The 25,153-nt window shown below is 73.1% G+C and carries 22 protein-coding genes; 13 read left to right on the forward strand and 9 right to left on the reverse strand.

The window, feature by feature from the left end:
* Window positions 1–3: 3 nt before the first annotated feature.
* The 4 genes from HD595_RS35190 to HD595_RS35205 are packed head-to-tail and all read right to left on the reverse strand — an operon-like array spanning window position 4 to window position 4,983.
* A complete protein-coding gene (locus HD595_RS35190; protein ID WP_253776688.1) occupies window positions 4–1,302 on the reverse strand; it encodes a glycosyltransferase in 1,299 nt (432 codons plus the stop codon).
* Complete coding sequence (locus HD595_RS35195) at window positions 1,299–2,312, reverse strand: glycosyltransferase family 9 protein (protein ID WP_253776690.1); 1,014 nt, start codon at window positions 2,310–2,312, stop codon at window positions 1,299–1,301. The genes HD595_RS35190 and HD595_RS35195 overlap by 4 nt, the downstream gene beginning before the upstream one ends.
* Window positions 2,309–3,355 (reverse strand): glycosyltransferase family 2 protein, encoded by a 1,047-nt coding sequence (locus HD595_RS35200; protein WP_253776692.1) that lies wholly within the window; start codon window positions 3,353–3,355, stop codon window positions 2,309–2,311. The genes HD595_RS35195 and HD595_RS35200 overlap by 4 nt, the downstream gene beginning before the upstream one ends.
* A complete protein-coding gene (locus tag HD595_RS35205; protein ID WP_253776694.1) occupies window positions 3,352–4,983 on the reverse strand; it encodes a carbamoyltransferase family protein in 1,632 nt (543 codons plus the stop codon). The genes HD595_RS35200 and HD595_RS35205 overlap by 4 nt, the downstream gene beginning before the upstream one ends.
* 172 nt (window positions 4,984–5,155) lie before the next feature.
* On the opposite strand from HD595_RS35205, the gene HD595_RS35210 reads away from it, so the two are divergent.
* Genes HD595_RS35210 through HD595_RS35220 form a run of 3 tightly spaced genes read left to right on the forward strand, consistent with a single transcriptional unit; the run spans window position 5,156 to window position 6,987 of the window.
* Window positions 5,156–5,752: a D-glycero-alpha-D-manno-heptose-1,7-bisphosphate 7-phosphatase gene (locus tag HD595_RS35210; RefSeq protein ID WP_253776696.1), complete on the forward strand. Its 597-nt coding sequence runs from the start codon at window positions 5,156–5,158 to the stop codon at window positions 5,750–5,752.
* Window positions 5,749–6,672: a glycosyltransferase gene (locus HD595_RS35215; RefSeq protein ID WP_253776699.1), complete on the forward strand. Its 924-nt coding sequence runs from the start codon at window positions 5,749–5,751 to the stop codon at window positions 6,670–6,672. Before HD595_RS35210 ends, HD595_RS35215 begins: the two co-directional genes overlap by 4 nt.
* Window positions 6,673–6,702: 30 nt before the next feature.
* The gene (locus HD595_RS35220; RefSeq protein ID WP_205302501.1) at window positions 6,703–6,987 is read left to right on the forward strand and encodes a WhiB family transcriptional regulator; all 285 of its coding nucleotides are present in this window, start codon (window positions 6,703–6,705) and stop codon (window positions 6,985–6,987) included.
* Here HD595_RS35220 and HD595_RS35225 read toward each other — a convergent pair.
* The gene (locus tag HD595_RS35225) at window positions 6,923–7,408 is read right to left on the reverse strand and encodes a peptide deformylase (RefSeq protein WP_253776701.1); all 486 of its coding nucleotides are present in this window, start codon (window positions 7,406–7,408) and stop codon (window positions 6,923–6,925) included. The two genes, HD595_RS35220 and HD595_RS35225, sit on opposite strands and share 65 nt — an antisense overlap.
* A gap of 285 nt (window positions 7,409–7,693) precedes the next feature.
* Here HD595_RS35225 and HD595_RS35230 point away from each other — a divergent pair, with 285 nt between their 5' ends.
* Together HD595_RS35230 and HD595_RS35235 are read left to right on the forward strand one after the other, a co-directional pair.
* Complete coding sequence (locus tag HD595_RS35230; protein ID WP_253776703.1) at window positions 7,694–8,863, forward strand: uroporphyrinogen-III synthase; 1,170 nt, start codon at window positions 7,694–7,696, stop codon at window positions 8,861–8,863.
* On the forward strand, window positions 8,860–9,684 hold the full coding sequence (locus HD595_RS35235; RefSeq protein WP_253776705.1) for a sirohydrochlorin chelatase: 825 nt from the start codon (window positions 8,860–8,862) through the stop codon (window positions 9,682–9,684). Before HD595_RS35230 ends, HD595_RS35235 begins: the two co-directional genes overlap by 4 nt.
* Window positions 9,685–9,768: 84 nt before the next feature.
* Here HD595_RS35235 and HD595_RS35240 read toward each other — a convergent pair whose 3' ends face one another.
* Window positions 9,769–10,320, reverse strand: coding sequence for a hypothetical protein (locus HD595_RS35240; protein ID WP_253776707.1), 552 nt, complete (start codon window positions 10,318–10,320; stop codon window positions 9,769–9,771).
* Between the two features lie 190 nt (window positions 10,321–10,510).
* The gene (locus HD595_RS35245) at window positions 10,511–11,365 is read right to left on the reverse strand and encodes a PAC2 family protein (protein WP_253776709.1); all 855 of its coding nucleotides are present in this window, start codon (window positions 11,363–11,365) and stop codon (window positions 10,511–10,513) included.
* Between the two features lie 215 nt (window positions 11,366–11,580).
* Here HD595_RS35245 and metH point away from each other — a divergent pair, with 215 nt between their 5' ends.
* The 8 genes from metH to HD595_RS35285 all read left to right on the forward strand — a co-directional run bounded on the left by metH (window position 11,581) and on the right by HD595_RS35285 (window position 22,987).
* Window positions 11,581–15,048 carry a methionine synthase gene (gene metH, locus HD595_RS35250; protein ID WP_253776712.1) on the forward strand — a complete coding sequence of 1,156 codons (3,468 nt, stop codon included), beginning with the start codon at window positions 11,581–11,583 and terminating at the stop codon, window positions 15,046–15,048.
* Window positions 15,049–15,372: 324 nt separating this feature from the next.
* Entirely contained in the window at window positions 15,373–16,017 is a 645-nt protein-coding gene (locus HD595_RS35255; RefSeq protein ID WP_253776714.1) for an HAD family hydrolase, read from the forward strand.
* 178 nt (window positions 16,018–16,195) lie between these two features.
* Window positions 16,196–16,696, forward strand: coding sequence for a cellulose synthase (locus HD595_RS35260; RefSeq protein ID WP_253776716.1), 501 nt, complete (start codon window positions 16,196–16,198; stop codon window positions 16,694–16,696).
* A 253-nt stretch (window positions 16,697–16,949) separates the two neighbouring features.
* Window positions 16,950–17,948: an ABC transporter permease gene (locus HD595_RS35265; RefSeq protein WP_253776718.1), complete on the forward strand. Its 999-nt coding sequence runs from the start codon at window positions 16,950–16,952 to the stop codon at window positions 17,946–17,948.
* Window positions 17,949–18,006: 58 nt separating this feature from the next.
* Window positions 18,007–19,773 carry an ABC transporter substrate-binding protein gene (locus HD595_RS35270; protein WP_253776720.1) on the forward strand — a complete coding sequence of 589 codons (1,767 nt, stop codon included), beginning with the start codon at window positions 18,007–18,009 and terminating at the stop codon, window positions 19,771–19,773.
* Window positions 19,774–19,866: 93 nt separating this feature from the next.
* Window positions 19,867–20,880: an ABC transporter permease gene (locus tag HD595_RS35275; protein WP_253776722.1), complete on the forward strand. Its 1,014-nt coding sequence runs from the start codon at window positions 19,867–19,869 to the stop codon at window positions 20,878–20,880.
* Window positions 20,877–21,905 carry an ABC transporter ATP-binding protein gene (locus HD595_RS35280; RefSeq protein ID WP_253776724.1) on the forward strand — a complete coding sequence of 343 codons (1,029 nt, stop codon included), beginning with the start codon at window positions 20,877–20,879 and terminating at the stop codon, window positions 21,903–21,905. The genes HD595_RS35275 and HD595_RS35280 overlap by 4 nt, the downstream gene beginning before the upstream one ends.
* Before the next feature lie 80 nt (window positions 21,906–21,985).
* Complete coding sequence (locus HD595_RS35285) at window positions 21,986–22,987, forward strand: ABC transporter ATP-binding protein (protein WP_253781418.1); 1,002 nt, start codon at window positions 21,986–21,988, stop codon at window positions 22,985–22,987.
* 146 nt (window positions 22,988–23,133) lie between these two features.
* Here HD595_RS35285 and HD595_RS35290 read toward each other — a convergent pair whose 3' ends face one another.
* A complete protein-coding gene (locus HD595_RS35290) occupies window positions 23,134–23,817 on the reverse strand; it encodes a response regulator (protein ID WP_253776726.1) in 684 nt (227 codons plus the stop codon).
* A complete protein-coding gene (locus HD595_RS46305; protein WP_308211296.1) occupies window positions 23,814–25,094 on the reverse strand; it encodes a sensor histidine kinase in 1,281 nt (426 codons plus the stop codon). The genes HD595_RS35290 and HD595_RS46305 overlap by 4 nt, the downstream gene beginning before the upstream one ends.
* Between the last annotated feature and the right edge of the window lie 59 nt (window positions 25,095–25,153).

Genomic DNA, 25,153 nt, shown 5'->3' on the forward strand with positions numbered 1-25,153 from the left:
CTCTCACCCTCCCAGCGCCGCGAGACGGCACATCCGGCCGTCGATGACCTGCGTGTAGACGGCCTCCGTGCGCTCGGCGACGCGCGGCCAGCCGTAGCGCTGGCGGGCCCGCCGCGCCCCCGCCGCGCCCATCGCGCGGCGGCGGCCCGGGTCGGCCAGCACGTCCTTGAGGGCCCTGGCCAGGGCGCGGGGGCGGCGGGGCGGCACCAGCAGGCCGCACCCGGCGACCGTGTCGAGGTGGCCGCCGACGGCCGAGGCGATCACGGGCACGCCGCAGGCCATGGCCTCGACGGGCACCATCCCGAACGGCTCGTACCACGGCACGGTCACCAGCGCGTCGGCCGCGCGCATCAGCGCCGGCACCTCGTCACGGGGGACGCTGCCGACGACCCGCACGCGCCCGGCCAGGCCGTACCCGTCGGTCAGCTCGCGCAGCCGCACCGCCTCCTCGTCGTCCACGCGACCGCCGGCGATCACCAGCTCGGCGCGGGGGAGCAGCCGCATGGCCTGCACGAGGGTGTCCACGCCCTTGCGCGGGACCAGCCGCCCGATGCTGAGCACCCGCGCCATCCCGGCCTGCGGCCCGCCTGGGACGCCCGCTCCGTCCGTGCCCGGCGCTCCCGAGCCGTCCGCCCGCGCGCCCAGCGGCCCCGATCCGTCCGCCTCCGGGGCGCCGGTTCCGCCCGGCCACGGCCCCTTCGGGCCGTCCGGGCGGAAGTGCCCGAGGTCCACGCCGCACGGCACGATCACGATCCGCCGCTCGGGCACGCCCATCGCGCGCAGCTCGTTCACCTCGTCGCGGCAGGTGGCCAGCACGGCGTCGGCGCTGCGGCCGATCTGCCGCTCGGTGTCCACCCGGTGCGGCGGGCTCGTGTCGGCGGCGCCCTGCCAGCGCCGCTTGACGGTGCCGAGCGCGTGGAACGTCTGCACCACCGGCACGTTCCCGGCGGCCCGCAGCGCCGCCTGCCCGCTCATCCAGAAGTGCGCGTGGACGACGTCCGGCGGATCGGCCTCCCAGCGCGCCGCCAGGCGCGCGGTGAACTCCGGCATGTACGGCGGAAGCTCGTCCTTCGGGACCGGCGCCGCCGGGCCCGCCTCGACGTACTCGACCCGCGCGCCGGGCGCCAGCTCCACCCGCGCCGGCTGCCCCGGGTCCCAGCGCCGGGTGTGGACGACCACCTCGTGACCGCGCGCGCCGAGGGCCGTGGCCAGGGCGGCGACGTAGACGTTCTGCCCGCCGGCGTCCACCCCGCCGATGGCCGCGAGCGGATCCGCGTGTTCCGAGACCAGGGCGATTCTCACTGGTTCAGCTCCCTCACTGCCTTGACCACCTGTTCGCTGGTCACCTGCGCCAGACAGGGATGGCCGGGCACCGGGCACACGCGTGCCCGGGAGTCCCGGCACGGCGCGTCCTGGTCGCCCAGCAGGACCGTGGGCACCCGGTACGGGGCCCACCGCCCGGCCGGGACGACCGGCGCGAAGAGGCTCACGACCGGCGTGCCGACGGCCGCCGCCAGGTGGGCGGGGCCGGTGTTGCCGGCCACGAGCACGGAGGCGCCCTCGATCACGGCCGCGAGCTGCGCCAGCGTGGTCGAGCCGCCGAGGTCGAGGGCCGCGCCGGGCGCCCCGGCGGCGACGTACGCGGTCAGCTCGCGCTCCACGCCGGTGACGACGACCCGGTGGCCGTCGTCGGCCAGCTCCCGCACCGCCTCGCGGTTGCGTTCGGCCGGCCACGTGCGCGCGGGCGCCGACGTGCCGGGATGCACGACCACGTACGGGCCGGGCCCGAGGCCGAGGCGGGAGACGTCGGGCAGCGGCCGGCGCACGGCGAGCCGGCCGTCGTCGCCCGGCGGCAGCTCGAAGCCGGCGGCGCGGGCCACGGCCAGCATCCGCTCCGGCTCGGGCACGTCCAGCCCCTCGTCCACGACGTGCCGCACGTCGAGCAGCGAGCCGGGGTAGTCGTTGCTGATGGCCGAGACGCGGCCCACCCCGGCGAGCCGCAGGAGCAGCGCCAGCGGCAGCGCCGACTGGTGGAACGACGTGAGGATCACCGCCTCGTCGATCCCCCTGACCTGGCCGATCAGGTCGTCCACGCCACGCCGCGACACGGGCGGCGGACGGTGGTCGATCCACGGCGCCCGCCACACGACCACCCGGTCCACCCCGGGCAGCAGCTCGGCCGCCGCCCGGCCGCGCGGGCCCGCGAGCAGCGTCACCTCGTCCGCGCGCGCGCTCACGGCCCGGACGGCCGGGCCGGCCAGCAGCACGTCCCCGGCGTCGTCCAGCCGAGCCACGAGCACCCGTCCGCTCATCGCCGCACCTTCCATTCCCCCCGAAGCCGGTGCGCCACGGCGACCGGCGGGATCAGCACACTGGTGACGGCCATCCGCAGCACCTCGCCCGGTGTGCGCGGTCCCGGCGCGATCCGCGCCCAGGCGAACTCGGCGGTCATCGCCGCCCACCCCGCGCCCGCCACGACGGCCGGCCAGGCGAGGGAGCGGCGGGCGGTCAGGGGGGACGCCGCCCGGCGCCCGTCAGCGCGGAGGGGGGTCAGCCGGAATGCCGCCCGGCGCTGCTCGGCGCGGCGGCGCGTCAGCAGGGCGGCCAGGCCGAGGCCCGCGGCGGCCAGGCCGAGCGCCGTGGTCGCCGCGTGGCGGCGCAGCCGCCCGCGCGCCCCGCCGATCGCCTCGCGCCAGCCCGGCCCGTGCAGACGCCGCATCAGCGCGTCGTCGGCGTTGCCCCGCTGGAAGCGCACGCTCGCCCAGAACCCGTCGTCGCGCACGGGATGGACCGTGACCCGCTCGCCCCACGCCAGCGTGTGCCCCCGGTTGGTCAGCCGCAGCGCGAGGTCGGCGTCCTCCCGGTAGGCCCGGGGGAAGCGCTCGTCGAACCCGCCGACCCGCTCCAGCGCGGCGCGCCGGTACGCGATGTCGGCGGTGATCCACAGCGCTCCGGCCAGCCCGGCGGTGTTCCGCTCGGCGTCGGTGGGCCGCCGTCCGTCCGGCAGCGGCACCTCGATGCGGCCCTGGCTGCCCGCCGCCTCGGGCGGCAGCTCGGCCAGGTCCTTGAGCAGCGCCTCGTACCAGCCGGGCGCGGGCACGACGTCGTCGTCGAGGAACGCGATCCACGGCGTGGCGGCCGCCCGCCAGCCCGCGTTGCGCGCCGCGGCGGGGCCCCGCCCGCCGGACGTCACGACCCGCACGTTCACGGGCACGTGCGCGGACGTCACCAGGGGCGGCCCGTCGTGCCCGGCCGGCCGGTCGTCCACGACGATCACCGGCACGTCCGGGCCGAGGGCGGCGAGCGTCGCCCGCAGGCTGGGCCGCCCCACGGTGGGCACCACCACCGTGATCACGGAGCGAACACCTCCCGCCGCCGCACCAGGTACGGCCCGAGCACGAGCACGTCCACCGGTGAGGAGCCGAAGCACTCCAGCGCGTCACGCGGGTCGTCCACCATGGGCCGCCCGGCCGTGTTCAGGCTCGTGTTGACCACCACCGGCAGCCCGGTGCGGGCCTCGAACGACGACAGCATCCGCGCGAGCAGCGGCTCCGACCGCGGCGACACCGTCTGGATGCGCGCCGTCCCGTCCACGTGCACCACGGCCGGGATCCGGTCCCGCCACGCCGGGTCGACGTCGTGGACGAACAGCATGTACGGCGAGGGCACCGGCCCCCGGCCGAACAGGTCGCGGGCCCGCGACTCCAGCACCATCGGCGCGATCGGCCGGAACTGCTCGCGGCCCTTGACGTCGTTCAGCCGCTCGGTGTTGCGGGCGTGCCCCGGGTGCGCGAGCAGCGAGCGGCGGCCCAGCGCCCGCGGCCCGTACTCCGACCGGCCCTGGAACCACGCCACGATCCGGTCGGCGGCCAGCTCGGCCGCCACGGCGTCGGCCAGGTCGGCCGGCCGCGTGTACGGCACCCGCGCCACGTCCAGCCAGGCGCCCAGCTCCTCGTCGGTGAAGCCGCGCCCCAGGTCGGCGCCCGGCATGGGCGCGGCCGGCTCGCCGTACGCCTGGGCCAGGTGCAGGGCGCCGCCCAGCGCGGTGCCCGAGTCGCCCGCGGCGGGCTGCACCCACACCTCCTCGAACGGCCCCTCGGCCAGCAGGCGGGTGTTGGCGACGCAGTTGAGCGCCACCCCGCCGGCCAGCGCGAGCCGCCGCTCCCCGGTGCGCTCGTGCAGCCACCGGACCAGCTCCAGCAGCACCTCCTCCAGCCGCGCCTGGACGCTGGCCGCCAGGTCGGCGTGGTCGTCCGTCCAAGGGGCGCCCTTGGACAGAGCCTTGGCGTAGGAGTTCCAGTCGATCGGCTCGACCCTGAAGCCGCCGTCGTCCGTGGTGTGGATCAGTTCGCGCAGCGACTCCAGGTGCCGGGGCCGGCCGTAGGAGGCCAGCGCCATGACCTTGTACTCGTCGCTGGAGCGCAGGAAGCCCAGGTGCTGGGTCACGTCCTCGTACATGAGGCCCAGGGAGTGCGGCAGCTCCTGCGCGGCGAGCACCTCCAGCTCGCCGTCGCGGTAGCGGCCGGCCAGGTGGGAGACGTTCTCGCCCCGGCCGTCGCACACGAGCACCGCGCAGTCGCGGTACGGCGAGGCCAGCCCGGCCGAGGCCGCGTGCGCCACGTGGTGGGGGACGTAGCGCACCTGCGCCGGGTCGAGCCCGGGCAGTGCCGTGGCCAGGAAGTCGGGCGCGCGCACCGCGTACTTCGTGCGCAGGTCCTCCCAGTCGCCCTCGGGGCGCTGGACGACCAGGGACGGGTCGTAGGAGTAGGCGACCGCGTCGATGTCCTCGGGGGAGAGGCCTGCCTCCTCCAGGCACCAGGCCGCCGCCTGCTCCGGCAGCTCCCAGGCCGAGAACGCGAGGGGCCGCTTGCCGTGCTTGCGGCGGCTGAACCGTTCCTCCTCCGCGGCGGCGACGATGCGCCCGTCGGCGACGATCGCCGCGGCGGGGTCGTGAAAGATCGCGTTGATGCCGAGAAATCTCATCGGGCTCCTCCCACCGGATGGAGAATCGCTACCGAGAGAAGCGGCTCTCAAACCTGCACCATTGCTCCGAGGTGCAGAAATACCTCTCTTGTCCTGCTATTGGTCACTCTCTGTAGTTGTTAGCGGGGCGTCTGGCCGGGTAGCAGACCGACCGGCGCGACGGAGGTGAGAGGTGTTCACACAGCGAGGTCCCGGGGCCGTGCTCTTCGACCGTGACGGGACTCTGATCAAGGACGTTCCGTACAACGGTGACCCCCGCAAGGTGGAGCCGATGCCGGGGGCGGCCGAGGCGCTGTCCCGGCTGCGGCGCGCCGAGGTCCCGGTGGCCGTGGTGACCAACCAGTCGGGGGTGGCCAAGGGGCTCATCACGCCGGACGAGATGGGCCAGGTCAACGCCCGGGTGGAGGAGCTGCTCGGCCCGTTCGACGCGTGGGCGATCTGCGTCCACGACGACGGCGACTGCTGCACCTGCCGCAAACCCGCGCCCGGCCTGCTCATCAGGGCCGCCGCCGTCCTCGACGTCAGCCCGCGCGACTGCGTGGTCGTCGGCGACATCGGCAGGGACATGGAGGCCGCCCGCGCGGCGGGCGCGCGCGGCATCCTCGTGCCCACGCCGCTCACCCTTCAGCAGGAGGTCTTGGAGGCGCCCGAGGTCGCCGCCGACCTCACCGAGGTGACCGACCGGCTGCTGGCCGGCGTGGAGGGCGGCCCGGTGCCCGCCGGCAGCCACTCGCGCCGCGCCCGGGTGCTCGGCTGGAGCCGCTGGTGAGGATCCTGCTCTGGCACGTGCACGGCGCGTGGACCAACGCCTTCGTCCGCGGCGGGCACGAGTACGTGCTGCCGCTCGTCCCCGATCGGGGCCCCGACGGCCTCGGCCGCGCCGACACCTACGACTGGCCCGCCAACGCGCGCGAGGTCCCCTGGGACCGGCTGCGCGACGAACCGCTCGACGTGGTCGTGTACCAGCGGCCCCGCGACCTGGAGCTGGCCCGCGAGTGGCTCGGCCGCGACCTGCCCGGCGTCTACGTCGAGCACAACACGCCCGCCGGCGACGTGCCGCGCACCCGCCACCTCCTCGCCGGCCGCGCCGACGTCACGCTCGTCCACGTCACCCACTTCAACGAGCTGTACTGGGACAACGGCCGCGCGCCCACCCGGGTGGTCGAGCACGGCGTCCCCGACCCCGGGCACCTCTACACCGGGGAGCTGCCCCGGGCCGGCGTCGTGGTCAACGAGCCGGTGCGCCGCACCCGGGTCGCCGGCACCGACCTGCTGCCCCGCTTCCACGCCGCCGTGCCGCTCGACGTGTTCGGCATGAAGGTCGCCGGCCTGCCGTACGGGACGTACGAGGACCTCCCGCAGCACCTCATGCACCCCGAACTGGCCCGCCGGCGCGTCTACCTGCACCCGTACCGGTGGACCTCGCTCGGGCTCGCCCTCATCGAGGCGATGACCCTCGGCATGCCCGTGGTCGCCCTGGCCGCCACCGAGGCGATCGAGGCGGTCCCGCCGGAGGCCGGCGTGATCTCCACCAAGGTGGACGTGCTGGTCGAGGCGCTACGGGAATTCGCCACCGACCCGGAGCGGGCCGCGCAGGCCGGGAAGGCCGCCCGCGCCGCCGCTCTGGCCCGCTACGGGCTGGACCGGTTCCTCGCCGACTGGGACAGGTTGCTGGACGAAGTGGTGTGACCCGCCAGGAAAGGGGTAGGCGCCGTCGGCATGATGATGCACGACTGGTCGCGCGGGGCCGCCTGCCAGGCCATGGACCCGGAGCTGTTCTTCCCGATCTCGACGGAAGGCCCGGGCCGTGAGCAGGTGGAGCAGGCCAAGGCCGTATGCCGGGGATGCCCGGTCCGCCAGCCCTGCCTCGACTACGCGATCGACACCCGCCAGCTCAACGGCGTCTGGGGCGGCACCGACCCCGAGCAGCGCCGCTCCCTCATCCCGACGGTAGCGCGGCGGCGAGAAACCGTTCCCGCTCCTCCTCTGCCAGGTGATCGCTGAACAGCACGCCGTCCAGGTGGTCCACCTCGTGCTGCAACACCCTCGCCAGCACGCCCAGCGCCCGGACCGACACCGGCTTGCCGAACATGTCACGCCCGCGCGCGACCACCATGTAGGAGCGCTCCAGCGGCCACCACACCCCCGGCGCCGACAGGCACGCCTCGTCCGCCGTCACGCGGCGCTCCGACAGCTCCAGACGCGGGTTGACCAGATGGCCCGAGCGGCCCTCGTACGCGTAGGCGACCACCCGCAGCGGCACCCCGATCTGCGGCGCCGCCAGACCCGCGCGCCCGGGCCCGGCCCGCAACGTGGCCGTCAGGGACTTCACGACGGCGCGCAGCTCGCGGTCGAAGTCGCGCACCGGCTGCGCCACCGAGCGCAGCACCGGGTCGTCGAACAGGCGGATGGGCCGGACCGTCACCGAACCTCCCCGAAAGGTCGCTTGGTCATCGGGAAGGCTTCCCGCGCCCGCTCGCGATCAACCCCGGAGGTGCGGCGGATGTGGCATCACGGTGACACCCGCACGTACGCCCCAGAGGCGGTGCTTGTAGCACAGCGGTAACAGAAGGGACCCAGCGGCGAAACGGCCGGAAAGCACCATGGGGTGCGTGATCTCACTTCTGGTTCACGTGCCTGTGATGCCCGGCCGGGTGCTCGGGGCCCGGCCGGGCCCGCCGGCGCCCCCGACTCCTCAGGAGGTGCCCGCGTGAGCGCGCCGCTCGCCGAGGACCCGTCCCGCGCCCACGAGACGGCCCCCAACGCCCTGTCCGGCTTCACGGTCGGCGTCACCGCCACCCGCCGGCGCGAGGAGTTCGGCGCGCTGCTCGAACGGCGGGGCGCCCGCGTGGTCAGCGCCCCCGCGATCCGCCTGGTGCCGCTCGCCGAGGACGCCGACCTGCTGGCCGCCACCCGCCACAGCCTCGAACGGCCCCTCGACGACGTGGTGGTCACCACCGGCGTGGGCTTTCGCGGCTGGATGGCCGCGGCCGAGGGATGGGGCCTGTCCGGCGAGCTCGCCAGACAGCTCGCCCGCGCCCGCCTGCTCACCCGCGGCCCCAAGGCCAGGGGAGCGGTGCGCGCCGCCGGCCTGGACGACCACTGGACGCCCGCCAGCGACTCCTGCAAGGAGGTCAAGGAGCACCTGCTCGCCCAGGACCTGCGCGGCCGGCGCATCGCGGTGCAGCTCCACGGCGAGCCGCTCGCCGACTTCGTCGCCGACCTGCGCGCGGCGGGCGCCGAGGTCATCGAGATCCCCGTCTACCGCTGGCTGCCCTACCGCGACCCCTCGCCGCTGCGCCGCCTCATCACCCAGACCATCTCCGGCGCCGTGGACGCCGTGGCCTTCACCAGCGCGCCGGCCGTCCACGCCATGCTCGCCGCCGCCCGCGCCGAAGGGGCGGAGGAGCCGCTGCTCAACGCGTTCGGCTCCCGGGTCGTCGCCGCCTGCGTCGGCCCCGTGACGGCCGAGCCGCTCGTCTCCCGCGGCGTCCCCACGCTCCAGCCGGACCGCTCCCGGCTCGGCTCGCTCGCCCGCGCCCTGGCCCGCCACCTGCCCGAGCACGGCGTCACCCGCCTCGTCGCCGGCGGCCACCACCTGGAGATCCGCGGCCACGCCGTCGTCGTGGACGGCGAGCTGCGTCCCCTGCCGCCCGCCCCGATGGCGGTGCTCAAGCGGCTGGCCGACAAGCCCGGCCACGTGGTCTCCCGCACGGACCTGCGCACGGTGCTGCCCGGCAGCGTCGCCCGCGACTCGGCCGAGCACGCGGTGGAGATGGCGATCACCCGGCTCCGGCGCGCCCTCGGGCCCGGCGGCATCGTCGAGACGGTCGTCAAACGCGGCTACCGCCTGGCCTGCTCCCACGAGGCGCACCAGTGAACGCCCCATCCACGCCGCGCCGCCCCCACCCTCACCGGCACCGCCAACCCCACCGCAACTCCGACCTGAACCCCGGCTCCGACCCGAACCCCAGCCCGAGCCTCACGCCCGCCGATTCGCGGGGCGGCGCTCCCAGGCTGGTCCTGGCCGCGCACGGGACGCGCAGCGCCGCGGGGGAGCGGACCCTCGCCGAGCTGGCCGACGTCATCCGCCGGCAGCGGCCCGGACACCGCGTCGACCTGGCCCACCTGGAGATCAGCCGCCCGCTCCTGCGCGACGTGCTCCCGGCCGTGCCCGGGCCCGTGGTCGTGCTGCCGCTGCTGCTCGCCGGTGGCTACCACGTGCGCGTGGACCTGCCCGCCGTCCTGGCCGCGCACCGGCCCGACGCGCTCATGGCCGCCCCGCTGGGCCCCCACGGGCTGCTGACCTCCGCCCTGGCCCGCCGGCTCGGCCGCGCGGGGCTGCGCCGTACGGACGCGGTGATCCTCGGCGCGGCGGGCTCGTCCGACCCGTCGGCGCTGGCCGACGTGCGCGCCGCCGCCCACCGCCTGGCGGTGCGGCTCGGCCGCCCGGTCACGGCGGCGTTCGCCTCGGCCGGTACGCCCACGCTGGCCGAGGCGCTGGAACGGGTCCGTTCGGGGCCCGCCCGGCGGGTGGCCGTCGCCTCGTACGTGCTGGCGCCCGGCTTCTTCCACGGCCGCCTCCTGGCCGCGGGCGCCGACCTGGTCACCGACCCGCTGGGCGCGGACCCGGACGTCGCCTCCCTGGTGTGGAACCGCTACGACGAGGCCGCCCTCGCACCCCGCGCCGCCACCGCCTGACCCCGCCACCCGTACCCCCGCACCGCGCGGGACGACCGTGCCGGGCGCCTGGACGGCCAGGAGCGGCGCACGAGGGGCCGAGACTCAGGAAGGCGGCTCCAGGCGGAGCTCGCGGACGATCTCCTCGGCGCTCACCTCGCGCGGCGGCACCAGGTCCGCCCCCACGAACAGCTCGATGTAGGCCCGGTGGAAGCATCCCGCGAGCAGCAGCCGCGCGCTCGCCTCCGGGTCCACGCCGGCCGCCACCCGGCCGAGCCGCCGCTCCTCCTCCAGGTACGCGGCCAGCGGCGCCACCTCCGCCTCCGGCCCGAACCCGGCGGCGCGCAGGGCCTCGCGGACGCGCACCGTCACGTTCGGCGAGCTGAACGCGGGCAGCGCCGCCGCCTGCACCTCCAGGTGGTAGTCGAGGCCCGCCCGCGCCACCGGCACGAGATTGCCCGCGACCGTGCCGCTCCCGGCGCGGTGCGTCAGGTCGTGCAGCACGCTCAGCCAGAACGGCAGCCGGTACTGCAGCAGCGCGAGGAAGTGGTCGACGGAGCCGCCCGGGGGCCCGTCGCGCAGGGAGAGCGCCATCTCCAGGACGCGTCGCCTGGCGTCCTGGCTTCGCTGGTGCGGGTCTACGTGAGATGTCACCATGGGGGGCCTTACGTGGGCGGTCACGTGGATCGGGGCGGGGTGACGCCCCTGTGACCGGCGCACGCCCGACTCTCCTGGCTCAGCCTCGTCCAGGCCCGGGCCGGAAGTGGAGCCCGGCTCGCCCTGGCCGTCGTACGGCCCTGATTATGACCCGAAAGCCGCCCGGGAAGCGCGGCCGTAATGCTGGAAGTTAGCTGTCAGTATCGGTGTCGCGATGCCGGAGATACCGCTCGAACTCCGCCGCGATCGCGTCTCCGCTGGCCTCGGGGAGCTCCGCCGCGTCCTTGCGGTCCTCCAGCTCCTTGACGTATTCGGCCACCTCGCTGTCCTGGGAGGCCAGCTCGTCGACGCCGCGCTCCCACGCGCGCGCCTCCTCGTCGAGGTCGCCGAGCGGCATCGGGATGTCGAGGACGTCCTCCAGGCGGCGCAGCAGCGCCAGCGTCGCCTTCGGGTTGGGCGGCTGGGCGACGTAGTGGGGCACCGACGCCCACAGCGACACGGCCTTCATGCCCGCCTCGCCGAAGGCGTGCTGGAGCACCCCCACGATGCCGGTGGGGCCCTCGTAGCGGCTCAGCTCCAGGTTGGTCGAGCGGGCCAGCTCCTCGTCGGTCGCGCCGCCCAGGATCGGCACCGGACGGGTGTGCGGCGAGTCGTTGAGCAGCGCGCCCAGCATGACGGCCAGCTCCACGCCCAGCTCGCGGCAGACCTCGATGATGTCGGCGCAGAACGAGCGCCAGCGCATGTTGGGCTCGATGCCCCGCAGCAGCACCACGTCGCGCTCCAGGCCCGGCGGGCGGGCGTGGAAGAGCCGGGTGGTGGGCCACACGATCGACCGGGTCAGTCCGTCGCCCATCTCCACGACCGGCCGGGTGACCTGGAAGTCGTAGTAGTCGTCGGGGTCGAGCGCGACCAGCGGCTCGGCCTTCCACGCGGACTCGAGGTGGGCGATCACACCGCTGGATGCCTCGCCCGCGTCGTTCCACCCCTCGAACGCGGCGATGAGCACCGGGTCGACGAGCTCGGGGAGCCCTTCGAGCTCTATCATGTGTCGCCTCCTCTCTTCTCCGTCCCGCTTAGCCTATGCGGTGAGGAGCCGCTCATGTCACCGAGTGGCGATGATCAGCTTTACCAGACGCGGCCCGGCCGCGCACCACCCGCGAGCGCCCGGACCGAGCCGGCGGAGGACTCCCGCGATCCTTGATGATCGAAAACCCGTGTCCGCTCCAGCCCGGCTCCAGCGCAGCCGATAAGCTGAGCGCCATGAGCAGCTCCGCGTCCGCCTTCCGTGAAGCCCTGTCCCAGCGAGTGATCGTCGCCGACGGCGCCATGGGCACGATGCTCCAGGCGCAGGACCCGACCCTCGACGACTTCCAGGGCCACGAGGGCTGCAACGAGGTGCTCAACGTGACCCGGCCCGACATCGTCGCCGGCGTCCACGACGCCTACTTCGCCGTCGGCGTCGACTGCGTCGAGACCAACACCTTCGGCGCCAACCTCGCCGCCCTCGGCGAGTACGACATCGCCGACCGGGTCTTCGAGTACTCCGAGGCGGGCGCCCGCATCGCCAGGGAGCGGGCCGACCACTGGTCCACCCCCGACCGGCCGCGCTTCGTGCTCGGCTCCATGGGCCCCGGCACCAAGCTGCCGACGCTCGGCCACATGCCGTACTCCAGCCTGCGCGACGCCTACCGCGACAACGCCGCCGGCCTGATCGCGGGCGGCGCCGACGCCCTCATCATCGAGACCTGCCAGGACCTCCTCCAGGTCAAGGCGGCCGTCATCGGCGCCAAGCGGGCCGCCGAGGCCGCCGGCCGCGACGTGCCGATCATCGCCCAGGTGACGATCGAGACCAACGGCGCGATGCTGCTCGGCTCCGAGATCGGCGCCGCGCTGACCGCGATCGAGCCGCTCGGCGTCGACGTGATCGGCCTCAACTGCGCCACCGGCCCCGCCGAGATGAGCGAGCACCTGCGCTACCTCGCCCGCCACTCCCGGCTCAGGCTGTCCTGCATGCCGAACGCGGGCCTGCCGGTGCTGACCTCCGACGGCGCCTACTACCCGCTGAGCGCCGAGGAGCTCGCCGACGCCCACGACTCCTTCGCCCGCGACTACGGCCTGTCGATGGTCGGCGGCTGCTGCGGCACGACGCCCGAGCACCTGCGCCAGGTCGTCGAGCGGGTCCGCGGCCGCGAGCCCGCCGCCCGCCGCCCGCACCCCGAGCCGGGCGCGTCCTCGCTCTACCAGACCGTCCCGTTCCGGCAGGACACCTCCTACCTGGCCATCGGCGAGCGGTGCAACACCAACGGCTCCAAGGCGTTCCGCGAGGCCATGCTGGCCGGCCGCTGGGACGACTGCGTCGAGATGGCGCGCGACCAGGCCCGCGACGGCGCCCACATGCTCGACCTGTGCGTCGACTACGTCGGCCGCGACGGCGTCGGCGACATGCGCGAGCTGGCCTTCCGCTTCGCCACCGCCTCCACGCTGCCGATCATGCTCGACTCCACCGAGCCGGCGGTGCTCCAGGCCGGCCTGGAGATGCTCGGCGGGCGCGCCGCCGTCAACTCCGTCAACTACGAGGACGGCGACGGCCCCGACTCCCGCTTCCAGAAGATCATGCGGCTGGTGCGCGAGCACGGCGCGGCCGTGGTCGCCCTCACCATCGACGAGGAGGGCCAGGCCCGCACCGCCGAGCACAAGATCCGCGTCGCCTCCCGTCTCATCGAGGACCTGACCGGCAACTGGGGCATGCGGGTCGAGGACATCATCGTCGACTGCCTGACCTTCCCCATCGCCACCGGCCAGGAGGAGACCCGCCGCGACGGCCTGGAGACCATCGAGGCGATCCGCGAGCTCAAGCGCCGCTACCCGGGCGTGCAGACCACGCTGGGCCTGTCCAACATCTCCTTCGGCCTCAACCCGGCCGCGCGCATGGTGCTCAACTCGGTGTTCCTGAACGAGTGCGTCAACGCCGGCCTCGACTCGGCGATCGTCCACGCCTCCAAGATCCTGCCGATGGCCCGCATCCCCGACGAGCAGCGCCAGGTCGCCCTCGACATGGTCTACGACCGGCGCCGCGACGGCTACGACCCGCTGCAGCGGTTCATGGACCTGTTCGAGGGCGTCGACGCCGCCGCCATGCGGGCCGGCAAGGCCGAGGAGCTGGCCGCGCTGCCGCTGTGGGAGCGGCTCAAGCGGCGCGTCATCGACGGCGAGCGCAAGGGCCTGGAGGCCGACCTCGACGCCGGCATGGAGCAGCGGCCCGCCCTGGAGATCATCAACGAGGTGCTGCTCGACGGCATGAAGACGGTCGGCGAGCTGTTCGGCTCCGGCCAGATGCAGCTGCCGTTCGTGCTCCAGTCGGCCGAGGTGATGAAGGCGGCCGTCGCCTACCTGGAGCCCCACATGGACCGGGTGGAGGGCGAGACGAAGGGCCGCATCGTGCTGGCCACCGTCAAGGGCGACGTCCACGACATCGGCAAGAACCTCGTCGACATCATCCTGTCCAACAACGGCTACCAGGTCGTCAACCTCGGCATCAAGCAGCCGGTCTCGGCGATCCTGGAGGCCGCCGACGACCACAAGGCCGACGTCATCGGCATGTCCGGCCTGCTGGTGAAGTCGACGGTCATCATGAAGGAGAACCTGGAGGAGATGAACTCCAGGGGCCTGTCGGAGAAGTACCCGGTGCTGCTCGGCGGCGCCGCGCTCACCCGGGCCTACGTCGAGCAGGACCTCGCCGAGCTGTTCGAGGGCGAGGTGCGCTACGCCCGCGACGCGTTCGAGGGGCTGCGGCTCATGGACTCCTTCATGGCCGTCAAGCGCGGCGTGGCCGGCGCGACGCTGCCGCCGCTGCGCGAGCGCCGCGTCAAGACCGGCGCGGTGCTCCAGCGCACCCCCGTCGAGGAGCTGCCCGCCCGCTCCGACGTGGCCGCCGACAACCCCCTGCCGAAGGCGCCGTTCCTCGGCGACCGCATCGTCAAGGGCATCTCGCTGACCGAGTACGCCGCCTTCCTCGACGAGCGGGCGCTGTTCCTCGGCCAGTGGGGGCTCAAGCCGACCCGCGGCGGAGACGGCCCCGGCTACGACGAGCTGGTCGAGACCGAGGGCCGGCCGCGGCTGCGCATGTGGCTCGACCGCATCCAGACCGAGGGCCTGCTGGAGGCCGCCGTCGTCTACGGGTACTTCCCGTGCGTCAGCGACGGCGACTCGCTGATCATCCTCGACGACGCCGGGAACGAGCGCACCCGCTTCACCTTCCCGCGCCAGCGCCGCGACCGCCACCTGTGCCTGTCCGACTTCTTCCGCTCGCGCGAGTCGGGCAAGACGGACGTGGTGGCGTTCCAGGTGGCCACGATGGGCGGCAAGATCTCCGAGGCCACGGCCGAGCTGTTCGCCAAGGACGCCTACCGCGACTACCTGGAGCTGCACGGCCTGTCGGTCCAGCTCACCGAGGCGCTGGCCGAGTACTGGCACGCCCGGGTCCGGGCCGAGCTGGGCATCGGCGGCGAGGAGTCGCTGGACGACATGCTCAAGGTCAACATCCAGGGCTGCCGGTACTCGTTCGGCTACCCGGCCTGCCCCAACCTGGAGGACCAGGTGCAGCTGTTCGAGCTGCTGTCGCCCGAGCGCATCGGGGTCAGCCTGTCGGAGGAGTTCCAGCTCCACCCCGAGCAGGCCACCTCCGCCCTGGTCGCCCACCACCCCGAGGCCAAGTACTTCAACGTCTGACGCCCCGCGCGCCGGCGTCCGCCACGACCGCCCCCGTCCGGGCCCCGGCGCCCGTCCCGTCCCGTCGCGGGGGCGGGGTCCTCGCCCATGGCGGGCCGCGTCCGCGCGGGGCCGCCGCCGACGAGGGCGACCCCGGCGGGCGTCCACCATGCGCGGCCCGGTACGGTCGGAGGTCCGGCCGGGATCCCCGGACCGGACCCACGAGGCCGCCCATGAGGCTGCCTTCGAGCCGGGCCCGCGGCGGAACCCCGCACCCAGGACCCCGTGCCCGGCTCACCCGCCGCACAGCCGGCGCCTGTCAGCGAGCGAACCGATCGGAGACGCATGCAAGCCGCCCTGTTCGACATGGACGGCCTCCTCGTCGACACCGAGAAGGTGTGGCTGGAGATCGAGACCGCCGTGATGGCCCGGCTCGGCGCCCCCTGGTCCGCCGAGCACCAGGCGCACCTGCTCGGCGGCTCCATGGAGCGCACGGTCGCGTACATGCTGGAGGTCTCCGGCGCCGACCTGCCGCCCGAGACCCTGTGGCGGTGGATGGTGGACGGCATGGTCGGGGCGCTGGCCGAGGGCGTGCAGGTCATGCCGGGGGCGGCCGAGCTGCTCGACGGGCTGCGCGCCGAGGGCGTCCCGGTGGCGCTGGTCACCTCGTCGCTCAGGGACATCGCGGACGCGGTGCTCAAGGCCGTCGGCCGCGACCGCTTCGACGCGGTCGTCACGGCCGACGACGTGACCCGCACCAAGCCCGACCCCGAGCCGTACCTCACGGCCGCCCGCCTGCTCGGGGTGCGGCCGGTGCGGTGCGTGGTGCTGGAGGACTCTCCCACGGGGGTCGCCGCCGCCACGGCGGCCGGCTGCGCGGTGGTCGCGGTGCCGAGCGTCCTGCCGGTCGAGCCCGCCCCGGGCCGCCTGGTGGTCTCCTCGCTGACCGAGGTCACGATCGCCGACCTGCGCGCCCTCGTCCCGGCCTGATCCCCGGTTCACCTCCAGCGGCCCGGACCCGCCCCCGGAACGTATGCCGCCCCGGCACCCGGGGAATCCCTGAGATGCCTGGATCGTCCCCCTAAGGGAGAAGTGGTCCTCGCGGAGGAGCGGCCGCGGCGCGCCCGCGTGCCAGGATGGGGACGTAGTCGAGACGAGGGGCGGCCGAATGTCCGGACAGATCGCGACCTGGTTCCCGCTGTGCGTCGGGTTGACCGTCGTGGGGCTGGTGTTCAGCTTCCTGGCCTTCCGGCGCAGGGGAGCGGCGGCGGGCATGCGGACGGCGGCGTGGGCGCTGCTGCCCCTGGCGGCCTATCTGACCGGGGCGCTGCAGGCGTTGTGGACGATCGGCACGACGATCGTGGGTTTCGTCACGAGCCTGGTGTTCAGCCCGCTCGTGTGGGCCGGCGTCGCGGTGGCGGGGGTGTCCGTGGTGCTGTTCGTGGCCTCCGGCGTGCTGCGGGGCCGGGCGCTGTCCCGCGACGGCGAACGGCGCAAGGGCGGCCGGGGCGGCAAGGAGGCCCCGGCGGGCCCGGCGGAGGCCCCGGCGGTCGCCGGTGGACGGCCGGCCCAGACGGGCAAGCCTGCGGTCGAGGCCCCGGCCAAGCGCAAGAGCGACGACGACTTCTCCGACATCGAGGACATCCTCCGGCGCCGCGGTATCAAGTGACTAGGCTTGTGTCACAGGTTCGGGACAGAATCGCGATGGCTTCCTGACATCCCGTTCAAGATCGATACGAATGAGTTTCGCGTCAGTCACAGTTGAGCCACATCGGCCGATGAGGGGCTAGTCACACCAGCTCAGGCCATAGATTCTGCCTCCTGGGGCCGCGACACCGCGGTCTGCCAAGCATGGGCGTCCACCCTGACCGGGACCGCGCCGCACACGGACGACGTCGTCTGGAATCCAGGGGGCTACTGGAATGACCGCACCGCTCGATCTGCCGGAATCGGCTGTCGAGGCCGGACCGGAGACCGTTCTTGAAGGAGCGGGGTCTTCAGCCATCCGGGGGCGTTCCCTCGGTCAGATCGCCTGGATGCGCCTCAGGCGCGATCGCGTCGCCATGGCCGGCGGCATCGTCATCGTGCTGCTCATCCTGATCGCGATCTTCGCGCCGCTGATCGTGTCCTGGTTCGGCCACCCACCGGCCGAATGGCACCGCGACAAGATCGACCCAGCCATCCAGGCGCCGATCGGCGCGTTCGGCGGCATCAGCTGGGACTACCTGTTCGGTGTCGAGCCGACCACCGGCCGCGACCTGTTCAGCCGCATCCTGTACGGGGCGCGCATCTCGCTGCTGATCGCGTTCTTCGCGACCCTGCTCTGCGTGGTGCTCGGCACCGTGCTCGGAATGATCGCCGGCTTCTTCGGCGGCTGGATCGACACCGTCATCAGCCGGGCCATGGACATCTTCCTGGCCTTCCCGCTGCTGGTGTTCGCACTGGCGCTGGCGGGGGTGATCCCCGACAAGGCGTTCGGCATGTCGGGCGACACGCTCCGGATCAGCCTGCTGGTGTTCATCATCGGCTTCTTCAACTGGCCCTACATCGGGCGCATCATCCGGGGGCAGACCCTCTCGCTGCGCGAACGCGAGTTCGTCGACGCCTCCCGCAGTCTCGGCGCGCGCAACCACGTGATCCTGTTCAAGGAGATCCTGCCCAACCTGATCGCGCCGATCCTGGTCTACTCGACGCTGCTGATCCCGTCGAACATCCTTTTCGAGGCCGCGCTGTCCTTCCTGGGCGTGGGCGTGCGGCCGCCGACCCCGACGTGGGGAGGCATGCTCGCCGAGGCCGTCCACAACTACGACGTCGCGCCGAACTTCATGCTCTTCCCCGGTCTCGCGATCTTCATCACCGTGCTGGCGTTCAACCTGCTCGGTGACGGCCTCAGGGACGCATTCGACCCCAAGGCGCGATAGACCTCGTGAGGTTTCCGCAAGTGCTACGAACTCCCAGATCAAGGGGTGTGTCAGGTCGATGAAGATAAGATCAACTGCGTCGGCGGTCGCGGCGACCGCCGCCCTCGCCCTGCTCGCCTCCGCGTGCGGTGGCGGCGGCGGTGGGTCCAAGAGCTCCACCGGCGGCGGCGACGCGGCGCCCGCCAGCCAGTACAACGCGGCGGTGACGCAGGTCGTCAACCCGTCGACGAAGACCGGCGGCACGCTGCGGATGGGCATGCCCGGTGACTTCGACTCGGTGGACCCGGGCGACCAGTACTACGGCTACGCCTGGAACTTCTCGCGCTTCTACACGCGCGCGCTGACCATGTTCAAGCCGGTGCCGGGCGAGGAGGGCCTGCAGCTCGTCGGCGACCTCGCCGAGGACCTGGGCAAGCCCAGCGACGGCGGCAAGACCTGGACGTACAAGCTGCGCGAGGGCATCAAGTTCGAGGACGGCACCCCGGTGACGTCCAAGGACGTGAAGTACGCCGTGGCCCGCTCCCTGGACAAGGACATCCTGCCCAGCGGCCCCACCTACTTCAACGACTGGCTCGACCTGGGCGGCTACACGGGCCCGTACAAGATGAAGGGCAAGCTCGACGACTTCAAGGCCGTCGAGACCCCCGACGATCGCACCGTCGTCTTCCACCTGAAGAAGGCGTACGGCGGTTTCGACTACTTCGCCATGCTCCCGCAGACGGCCCCCGTGCCCGAGGCCAAGGACACCGGCTCGAAGTACAAGGAGCACCCGGTCTCGACCGGCCCGTACATGTTCAAGTCGCACGAGCTCACCAAGCGCATCGAGCTCGTGAAGAACCCCAACTGGGACCCGGCGACCGACCCGAACCGCAAGCAGCTCAACGACTCCATCGAGGTGCTGCTCGGCCAGAACGAGGACGACCTCGACCAGCGCCTGCTGTCCGGCAAGATCGACGTCAAGGTCAACAGCACCGGTGTCGCGGCCAACGCCCGCAAGAAGGTCCTGACCGACGACAAGGTCAAGCAGTACGCCGACTCGGCCCTGATCGACCGGACCTGGTTCACCAACATCAACGGTGACGTCAAGCCGTTCGACAACATCCACTGCCGCAAGGCGGTCCTCTACGCGGCCGACCGCTCGGCCATCCAGGGCGCCTACGGCGGCCCCGACGCCGGTGGCGACGTCGCCCTGAGCCTCATGCCGCCGAAGATGACCGGCTACCAGAAGATCGACCCGTACGGCGTCGAGGCCAACCCGACCGGCAACGTCGAGAAGGCGAAGGAGGAGCTGGCGGCCTGCGGTCAGCCCAACGGCTTCAGCACCACCATCTCCTTCCGCAACGAGCGCGCCGCCGAGAAGCAGACCGCCGAGGCGCTGCAGCAGTCGCTCGGCCGCGTGGGCATCAAGCTGGACCTGAAGGGCTACCCGCAGGGTGACTACTTCAAGCTGTACGCCGGCAAGCCCGACTTCGCCAAGAAGAACAACCTGGGCCTCATGGTCTACGGCTGGGGCGCCGACTACCCCGAGGGCTTCGGCTTCTTCCAGCAGATCGTGGACAGCCGGGTCATCCGTCCCGCCGGTAACACCAACCTCGGCGTGAAGGACCCCAAGATCGACGAGCTGATCGACCAGGCCGCGGCCGAGACGGACGCCACCAAGCGCGGCGCCATCTGGGCCCAGGTCGACAAGCAGGTCATGGACTCGGCCTTCATCCTGCCCTACGTGTGGGCGCACGGCCTGTTCTACCGGCCGCCGACCCTGAAGAACGTCTTCGTCAGCCAGAACTGGGGCATGTACGAGTTCCTCACGCTGAGCACCCAGTAGTACCCGGCCGGCAGTCCCGCCGGAACGTCCGTCGAAAGCAGGTGAAGGCTTGGCGGCCGGGCCCACAAGGCCCGGCCGCCGTGGCCGAGATCAGTGTTCACATACATTGTCAGACGGTTGATAGCGGCCGTCATGCTGCTCTTCGTGGTGAGCATCGCGACGTTCGCCATCTTCTTCCTCGTGCCTCGGCTCGCTGGCATGTCTGCTGACGACCTCGCCTCCCGGTACGTGGGCAAGGCGGCCAACGCCCAGGTCATCCACGACACGGCCATCCGGCTGGGCTTCAACGACCCGGTCATCGTGCAGTACGGGCGGTTCGTCAAGGGCATCTTCGTCGGCGTCGACCGCAACTACGGCCCCGGCGTCGAGCACTGCCCGGCCCCCTGCCTGGGCTACTCGTACGTCAGCCAGAACCCCGTCCTGCCGGACATCCTCAACCGGCTGCCGATCACGCTGTCGATGGCGCTCGGCGCGGCCGTCGTGTGGGTCATCTTCGGCGTGGCGACCGGCGTGGTCTCCGCGCTGCGGCGGGGCAGCTTCTTCGACCGCCTGTCCATGGGCATCGCCCTGGCCGGCGTCTCGCTGCCGATCTTCTTCACCGGCATCGTGTCCCTGGCCATCTTCCGCGACCAGCTCGGCCTGGTCGGCGACGTGGCCGACTGGGTGCCGTTCTCCGAGGACCCGCTCACCTGGGCCAACAACCTGATCCTGCCCTGGGTGACGCTGGCCTTCCTGTACGCGGCCGGCTACGCCCGGCTCACCCGCGCCGGCATGCTGGAGACCATGTCCGAGGACTACATCCGCACGGCCCGGGCCAAGGGCCTGGCCGAACGGGCCGTGGTGCTCAAGCACGGCCTGCGCGCCACGCTCACGCCCGTGCTCACGATGTTCGGCCTGGACCTCGGACTGCTGCTCGGCGGCGCGGTGCTCACCGAGAGCACGTTCTCGCTGCCCGGCATCGGCAAGTACGCCGTGGACGCCATCAGCAACAACGACCTCCCCCAGGTGATGGGCGTCACGCTGATCGCGGCGGCCTTCATCATCCTGGCCAACCTGATCGTCGACATGCTCTACGCGGTCGTCGACCCGAGGGTGAGGCTGGCGTGAGCCCCTTTCTCGACGTCAAAGACCTGAAGATCCACTTCCCGACCGACGACGGCCTGGTCAAGTCCGTGGACGGGGTGACCTTCAGCCTCGAACGCGGCAAGACGCTCGGCATCGTCGGCGAGTCCGGCTCCGGCAAGTCCGTCACCAGCCTGGGCATCCTCGGCCTGCACAAGGGCCGCGGCGCGAACATCTCCGGCGAGATCTGGCTCGACGGCGAGGAGCTCGTCGGCGCCTCGCAGGAGCACGTGCGCGGCCTGCGCGGCAAGAAGATGGCGATGATCTTCCAGGACCCGCTGTCGGCGATGCACCCCTTCTACACCGTCGGCGACCAGATCATCGAGGCCTACCGGATCCACAACAAGGTCTCCAAGGCCGTCGCCAAGAAGCACGCGATCGACATGCTCGGCCGCGTCGGCATCCCCGAGCCCGGCCGCCGCGTCGACTCCTACCCGCACGAGTTCTCCGGCGGCATGCGCCAGCGCGCCATGATCGCCATGGCGCTCTCGTGCGACCCCGAGCTGCTCATCGCCGACGAGCCGACCACCGCGCTCGACGTCACCGTGCAGGCCCAGATCCTCGACCTCATGCGCGACCTGCAGCGCGAGTTCGACTCCGCGCTCATCATCATCACCCACGACCTGGGCGTGGTCGCCGAGCTGTCCGACGACATCCTCGTCATGTACGGCGGCAAGTGCATCGAGTTCGGCTCGGCCGACGACATCTTCTACCGTCCCGAGCACCCCTACACGTGGGGTCTCCTGGGGTCGATGCCCCGTCTCGACCGCGAGCCCACCGAGCGGCTCCTCCCGATCAAGGGCAGCCCGCCGTCGCTCATCAACGTGCCGCCGGGCTGCGCCTTCCACCCGCGCTGCCCGTACGCCGAGCGCACCGGCGACAAGGCCCGCACCGAGGCGCCCGCGCTCGCCGAGACCGAGGGCGGCCACCTGGTGCGCTGCCACATGGCCCCGGCCGAGCGGCGTGCCCTGTGGGAGAACGAGATCAAGCCAGTGCTGGAGACCCCGTGACCGAGCCACAGACCCAGCCCGCGACGCAGACCGCGACCCGGACCGCCCGGCAGGGCGAGCCGCTGCTGTCCGTCCGCGACATGGAGAAGCACTTCCCCGTCACCCAGGGCCTGTTCAAGCGCCAGGTCGGCGCCGTCAAGGCCGTGGACGGCATCAGCTTCGACGTCTACAAGGGCGAGACGCTCGGCCTGGTGGGGGAGTCCGGCTGCGGCAAGTCCACCACCGGCCGGCTGGTCACCCGGCTGCTGGAGCCCACGGGCGGCCAGGTCATGTTCGAGGGCCGCGACATCACGCACATGAGCCAGGGGCGGCTGCGTCCGCTCCGGCGCGACATGCAGATGATCTTCCAGGACCCGTACTCGTCGCTGAACCCCCGCCACACGGTCGGCGCCATCGTCGGCGCGCCGTTCCGCATCCAGGGCGTCCAGACCGACAACGGCGTCAAGAAGGCCGTCCAGGACCTCCTCGAACTCGTCGGCCTCAACCCCGAGCACTACAACCGCTACCCGCACGAGTTCTCCGGCGGCCAGCGGCAGCGCATCGGCATCGCCCGCACGCTCGCGCTCAAGCCGAAGCTCATCATCGCCGACGAGCCGGTCTCGGCGCTCGACGTGTCCATCCAGGCCCAGGTGGTCAACCTGCTGGAGGACCTGCAGAACGAGCTCGACCTCACCTACGTGGTGATCGCGCACGACCTGTCGGTGGTCCGCCACATCAGCGACCGCGTCGCCGTCATGTACCTGGGCAAGATCGTCGAGATCGCCGACCGCAAGAGCCTGTACGCGACGCCCATGCACCCGTACACCAACGCCCTGCTGTCGGCCGTCCCGGTGCCCGACCCGCGGGGCCGCGCCGGGCGCGAGCGCATCCGCCTGACCGGCGACGTGCCGAGCCCGCTCAACCCGCCGCCCGCCTGCCGCTTCCACACCCGCTGCTGGAAGGCGCAGGAGATCTGCAAGAAGGTCGAGCCGCCGCTGGCGGAGCTGGCCGGCGGCCACCGCGTCGCCTGCCACTTCCCGGAGAACGCCCCCGGCTCCCCGGACACGCCGGCCGCCGGCAAGGACGAGCCGGTCACCGCCTGACCCGCCGACCGCCCGCCTCCCGGCAAGATCGGGGGCGGGCGGACGTGTGCCGTCAGCCCGGCGGCGGTCAGGCGTCCACGGACGGCTCGCCCGTCAACCGGGCGGTGGTCAGGCGCTCACGGACGGCTCGCCCGTCAGCCCGGCGCTCAGGACAGCGCGCCGGGAGTGATCAGCCCCGTCTCGTACGCCAGCACCACGGCCTGCACCCGGTCGCGCAGCCCCAGCTTGGTCAGCACGTTGCCGACGTGCGTCTTGACCGTCGTCTCGCTCACCACGAGCTTGGCCGCGATCTCGGCGTTGGACATGCCCTTGGCGATCAGCCGCAGCACCTCCAGCTCCCGCTCGGTCAGCCGGTCCAGCCGCGCCGGCGCGGGCTGCTCGTAGGCCGCCGGCAGCCGCGCCGCGAACCGGTCCAGCAGGCGCCGGGTCACGCTGGGCGCCACGATCGCGTCGCCCCCCGCCACCACCCGGATCGCCTGCACCAGCTCGTCCGGCGGCACGTCCTTCAGCAGGAAGCCCGACGCCCCCGCCCGCAGCGCCTCCACGATGTACTCGTCGAGGTCGAACGTCGTCAGGACCAGCACCTTCGGCACGTGCGCCCCCGGCGCCGCCTCCCGCACGATCCGGCGGGTCGCCTCGATGCCGTCGACGCCCGGCATGCGGATGTCCATGAGCACCACGTCGGGCAGCAGCGCCCGGGTCTGCTCCTGGGCGTCCTTGCCGTCGCCGGCCTGCCCCACGACCGTGATGTCCGGCTCGGCCTCGAGGATCAGGCGGAACCCCGTGCGCAGCAGCGGCTGGTCGTCCACCAGCAGCACCCTGATCGTCATTGTCCGTCCTTCAGCGGGAACCTCGCCCGCACCTCGAAACCGCCCCCCGGCCTCGGGCCGATGCTGAGAATTCCACCATAGAGCGCGACACGCTCGCGAATCCCCACCAATCCATGCCCCCTGCCCGGCCGCGCCCCGCCGCCCTCATGAGCGTCCGCGTCATGGAGCCCGCCGTCGCCGATCTCGTGAAGGTCCGTGTGGTGACCGCCGCCGTCGCCGCTCCCGCGCGAGCCGTTCCCGCCCGGGCCGCGCCCGTCGTCCTCGACGCGGACGTCCAGCTCGTGCGGCTCGTACCGGACCGTCACCCGCGCCGTCGCGCCCGCCCCCGCGTGCCGCAGCGCGTTCGTCAGCCCCTCCTGGACGAGCCGGTACGCGGCCAGGTCCACGCCCGCCGGGACCGGCCCCGGCGCGCCCTCCACCGTGAGCCCCGTCGCCAGCCCCGCCTCGCGCATCTGGTCCACCAGCGCCGGCAGGTCGCGTGTGCCCGGCTGCGGCCCCAGCTCGGCCCGCGCGTCCGCCCGCAACACCCCGACGATGTTCCGCATCTCGGTCAGCGCCATCCGGCCCGTCTCCTCGATCGCCGTCAGCGCCTCGCCCGCCAGCCCGGGATCCGAGGCCAGCACCCGGCGCGCCGCCGACGCCTGGACGGTCATCACGCTCACGTGGTGGGCGACCACGTCGTGCAGCTCGCGCGCGATGCGGGAGCGCTCCTCGGCCCGGGCCGCCCGCCGGTCGGCCGCGCGCGCCCGCTCCAGGCGCGCCGCCCGGTCCCTCAGCTCCTCCATGTACGCGCGGCGCAGCCGCAGGCTGCGGCCCACGCCCCATACCGCCACCAGGGCCACGACCACCACCAGATGGTCGCTCCACGCCGCCGGCGCGCCGGCCCCCGCCGCCGCGGACGCCGTGTACAGCGCCAGCGACAGGGCCAGGCCGCCCAGCGCCACCGCCAGACCCCGGTAGGCGGCCACCGAGTACAGCATCACCAGCCCGGCCGTCCCGGTCAGGCCCGTGCCGTACCCGAGGCCCTCCAGCGCCGTCTCGGGCACCAGGGCCGCGCACAGGCCGGTCAGCGGCCACCGCCGGCGCACCGCGACGGGCACGCACGCCAGCAGCACCAGCACGACGCCCAGCGCGTCCGCGTCCCGCGGCCCCTCCACCGGCACGCCGCGCGCCCCGGGACCCCAGAAGGTGAGCAGCGTCAGGGAGACGGCGGCCACGAGCACGGCGAGAAGCGCGTCGCGCACCAGCACCCGGCGCGGCCGGCCCCACACCCTCACGGGCGCCTCCGGGAACGGCCCGGCGCGGCGCCGAAGGGCATCGGGGGTCGGGGCGTGAA

This window comes from Nonomuraea roseoviolacea subsp. carminata (genome assembly GCF_024172185.1).
GTDB lineage: Bacteria > Actinomycetota > Actinomycetes > Streptosporangiales > Streptosporangiaceae > Nonomuraea > Nonomuraea roseoviolacea.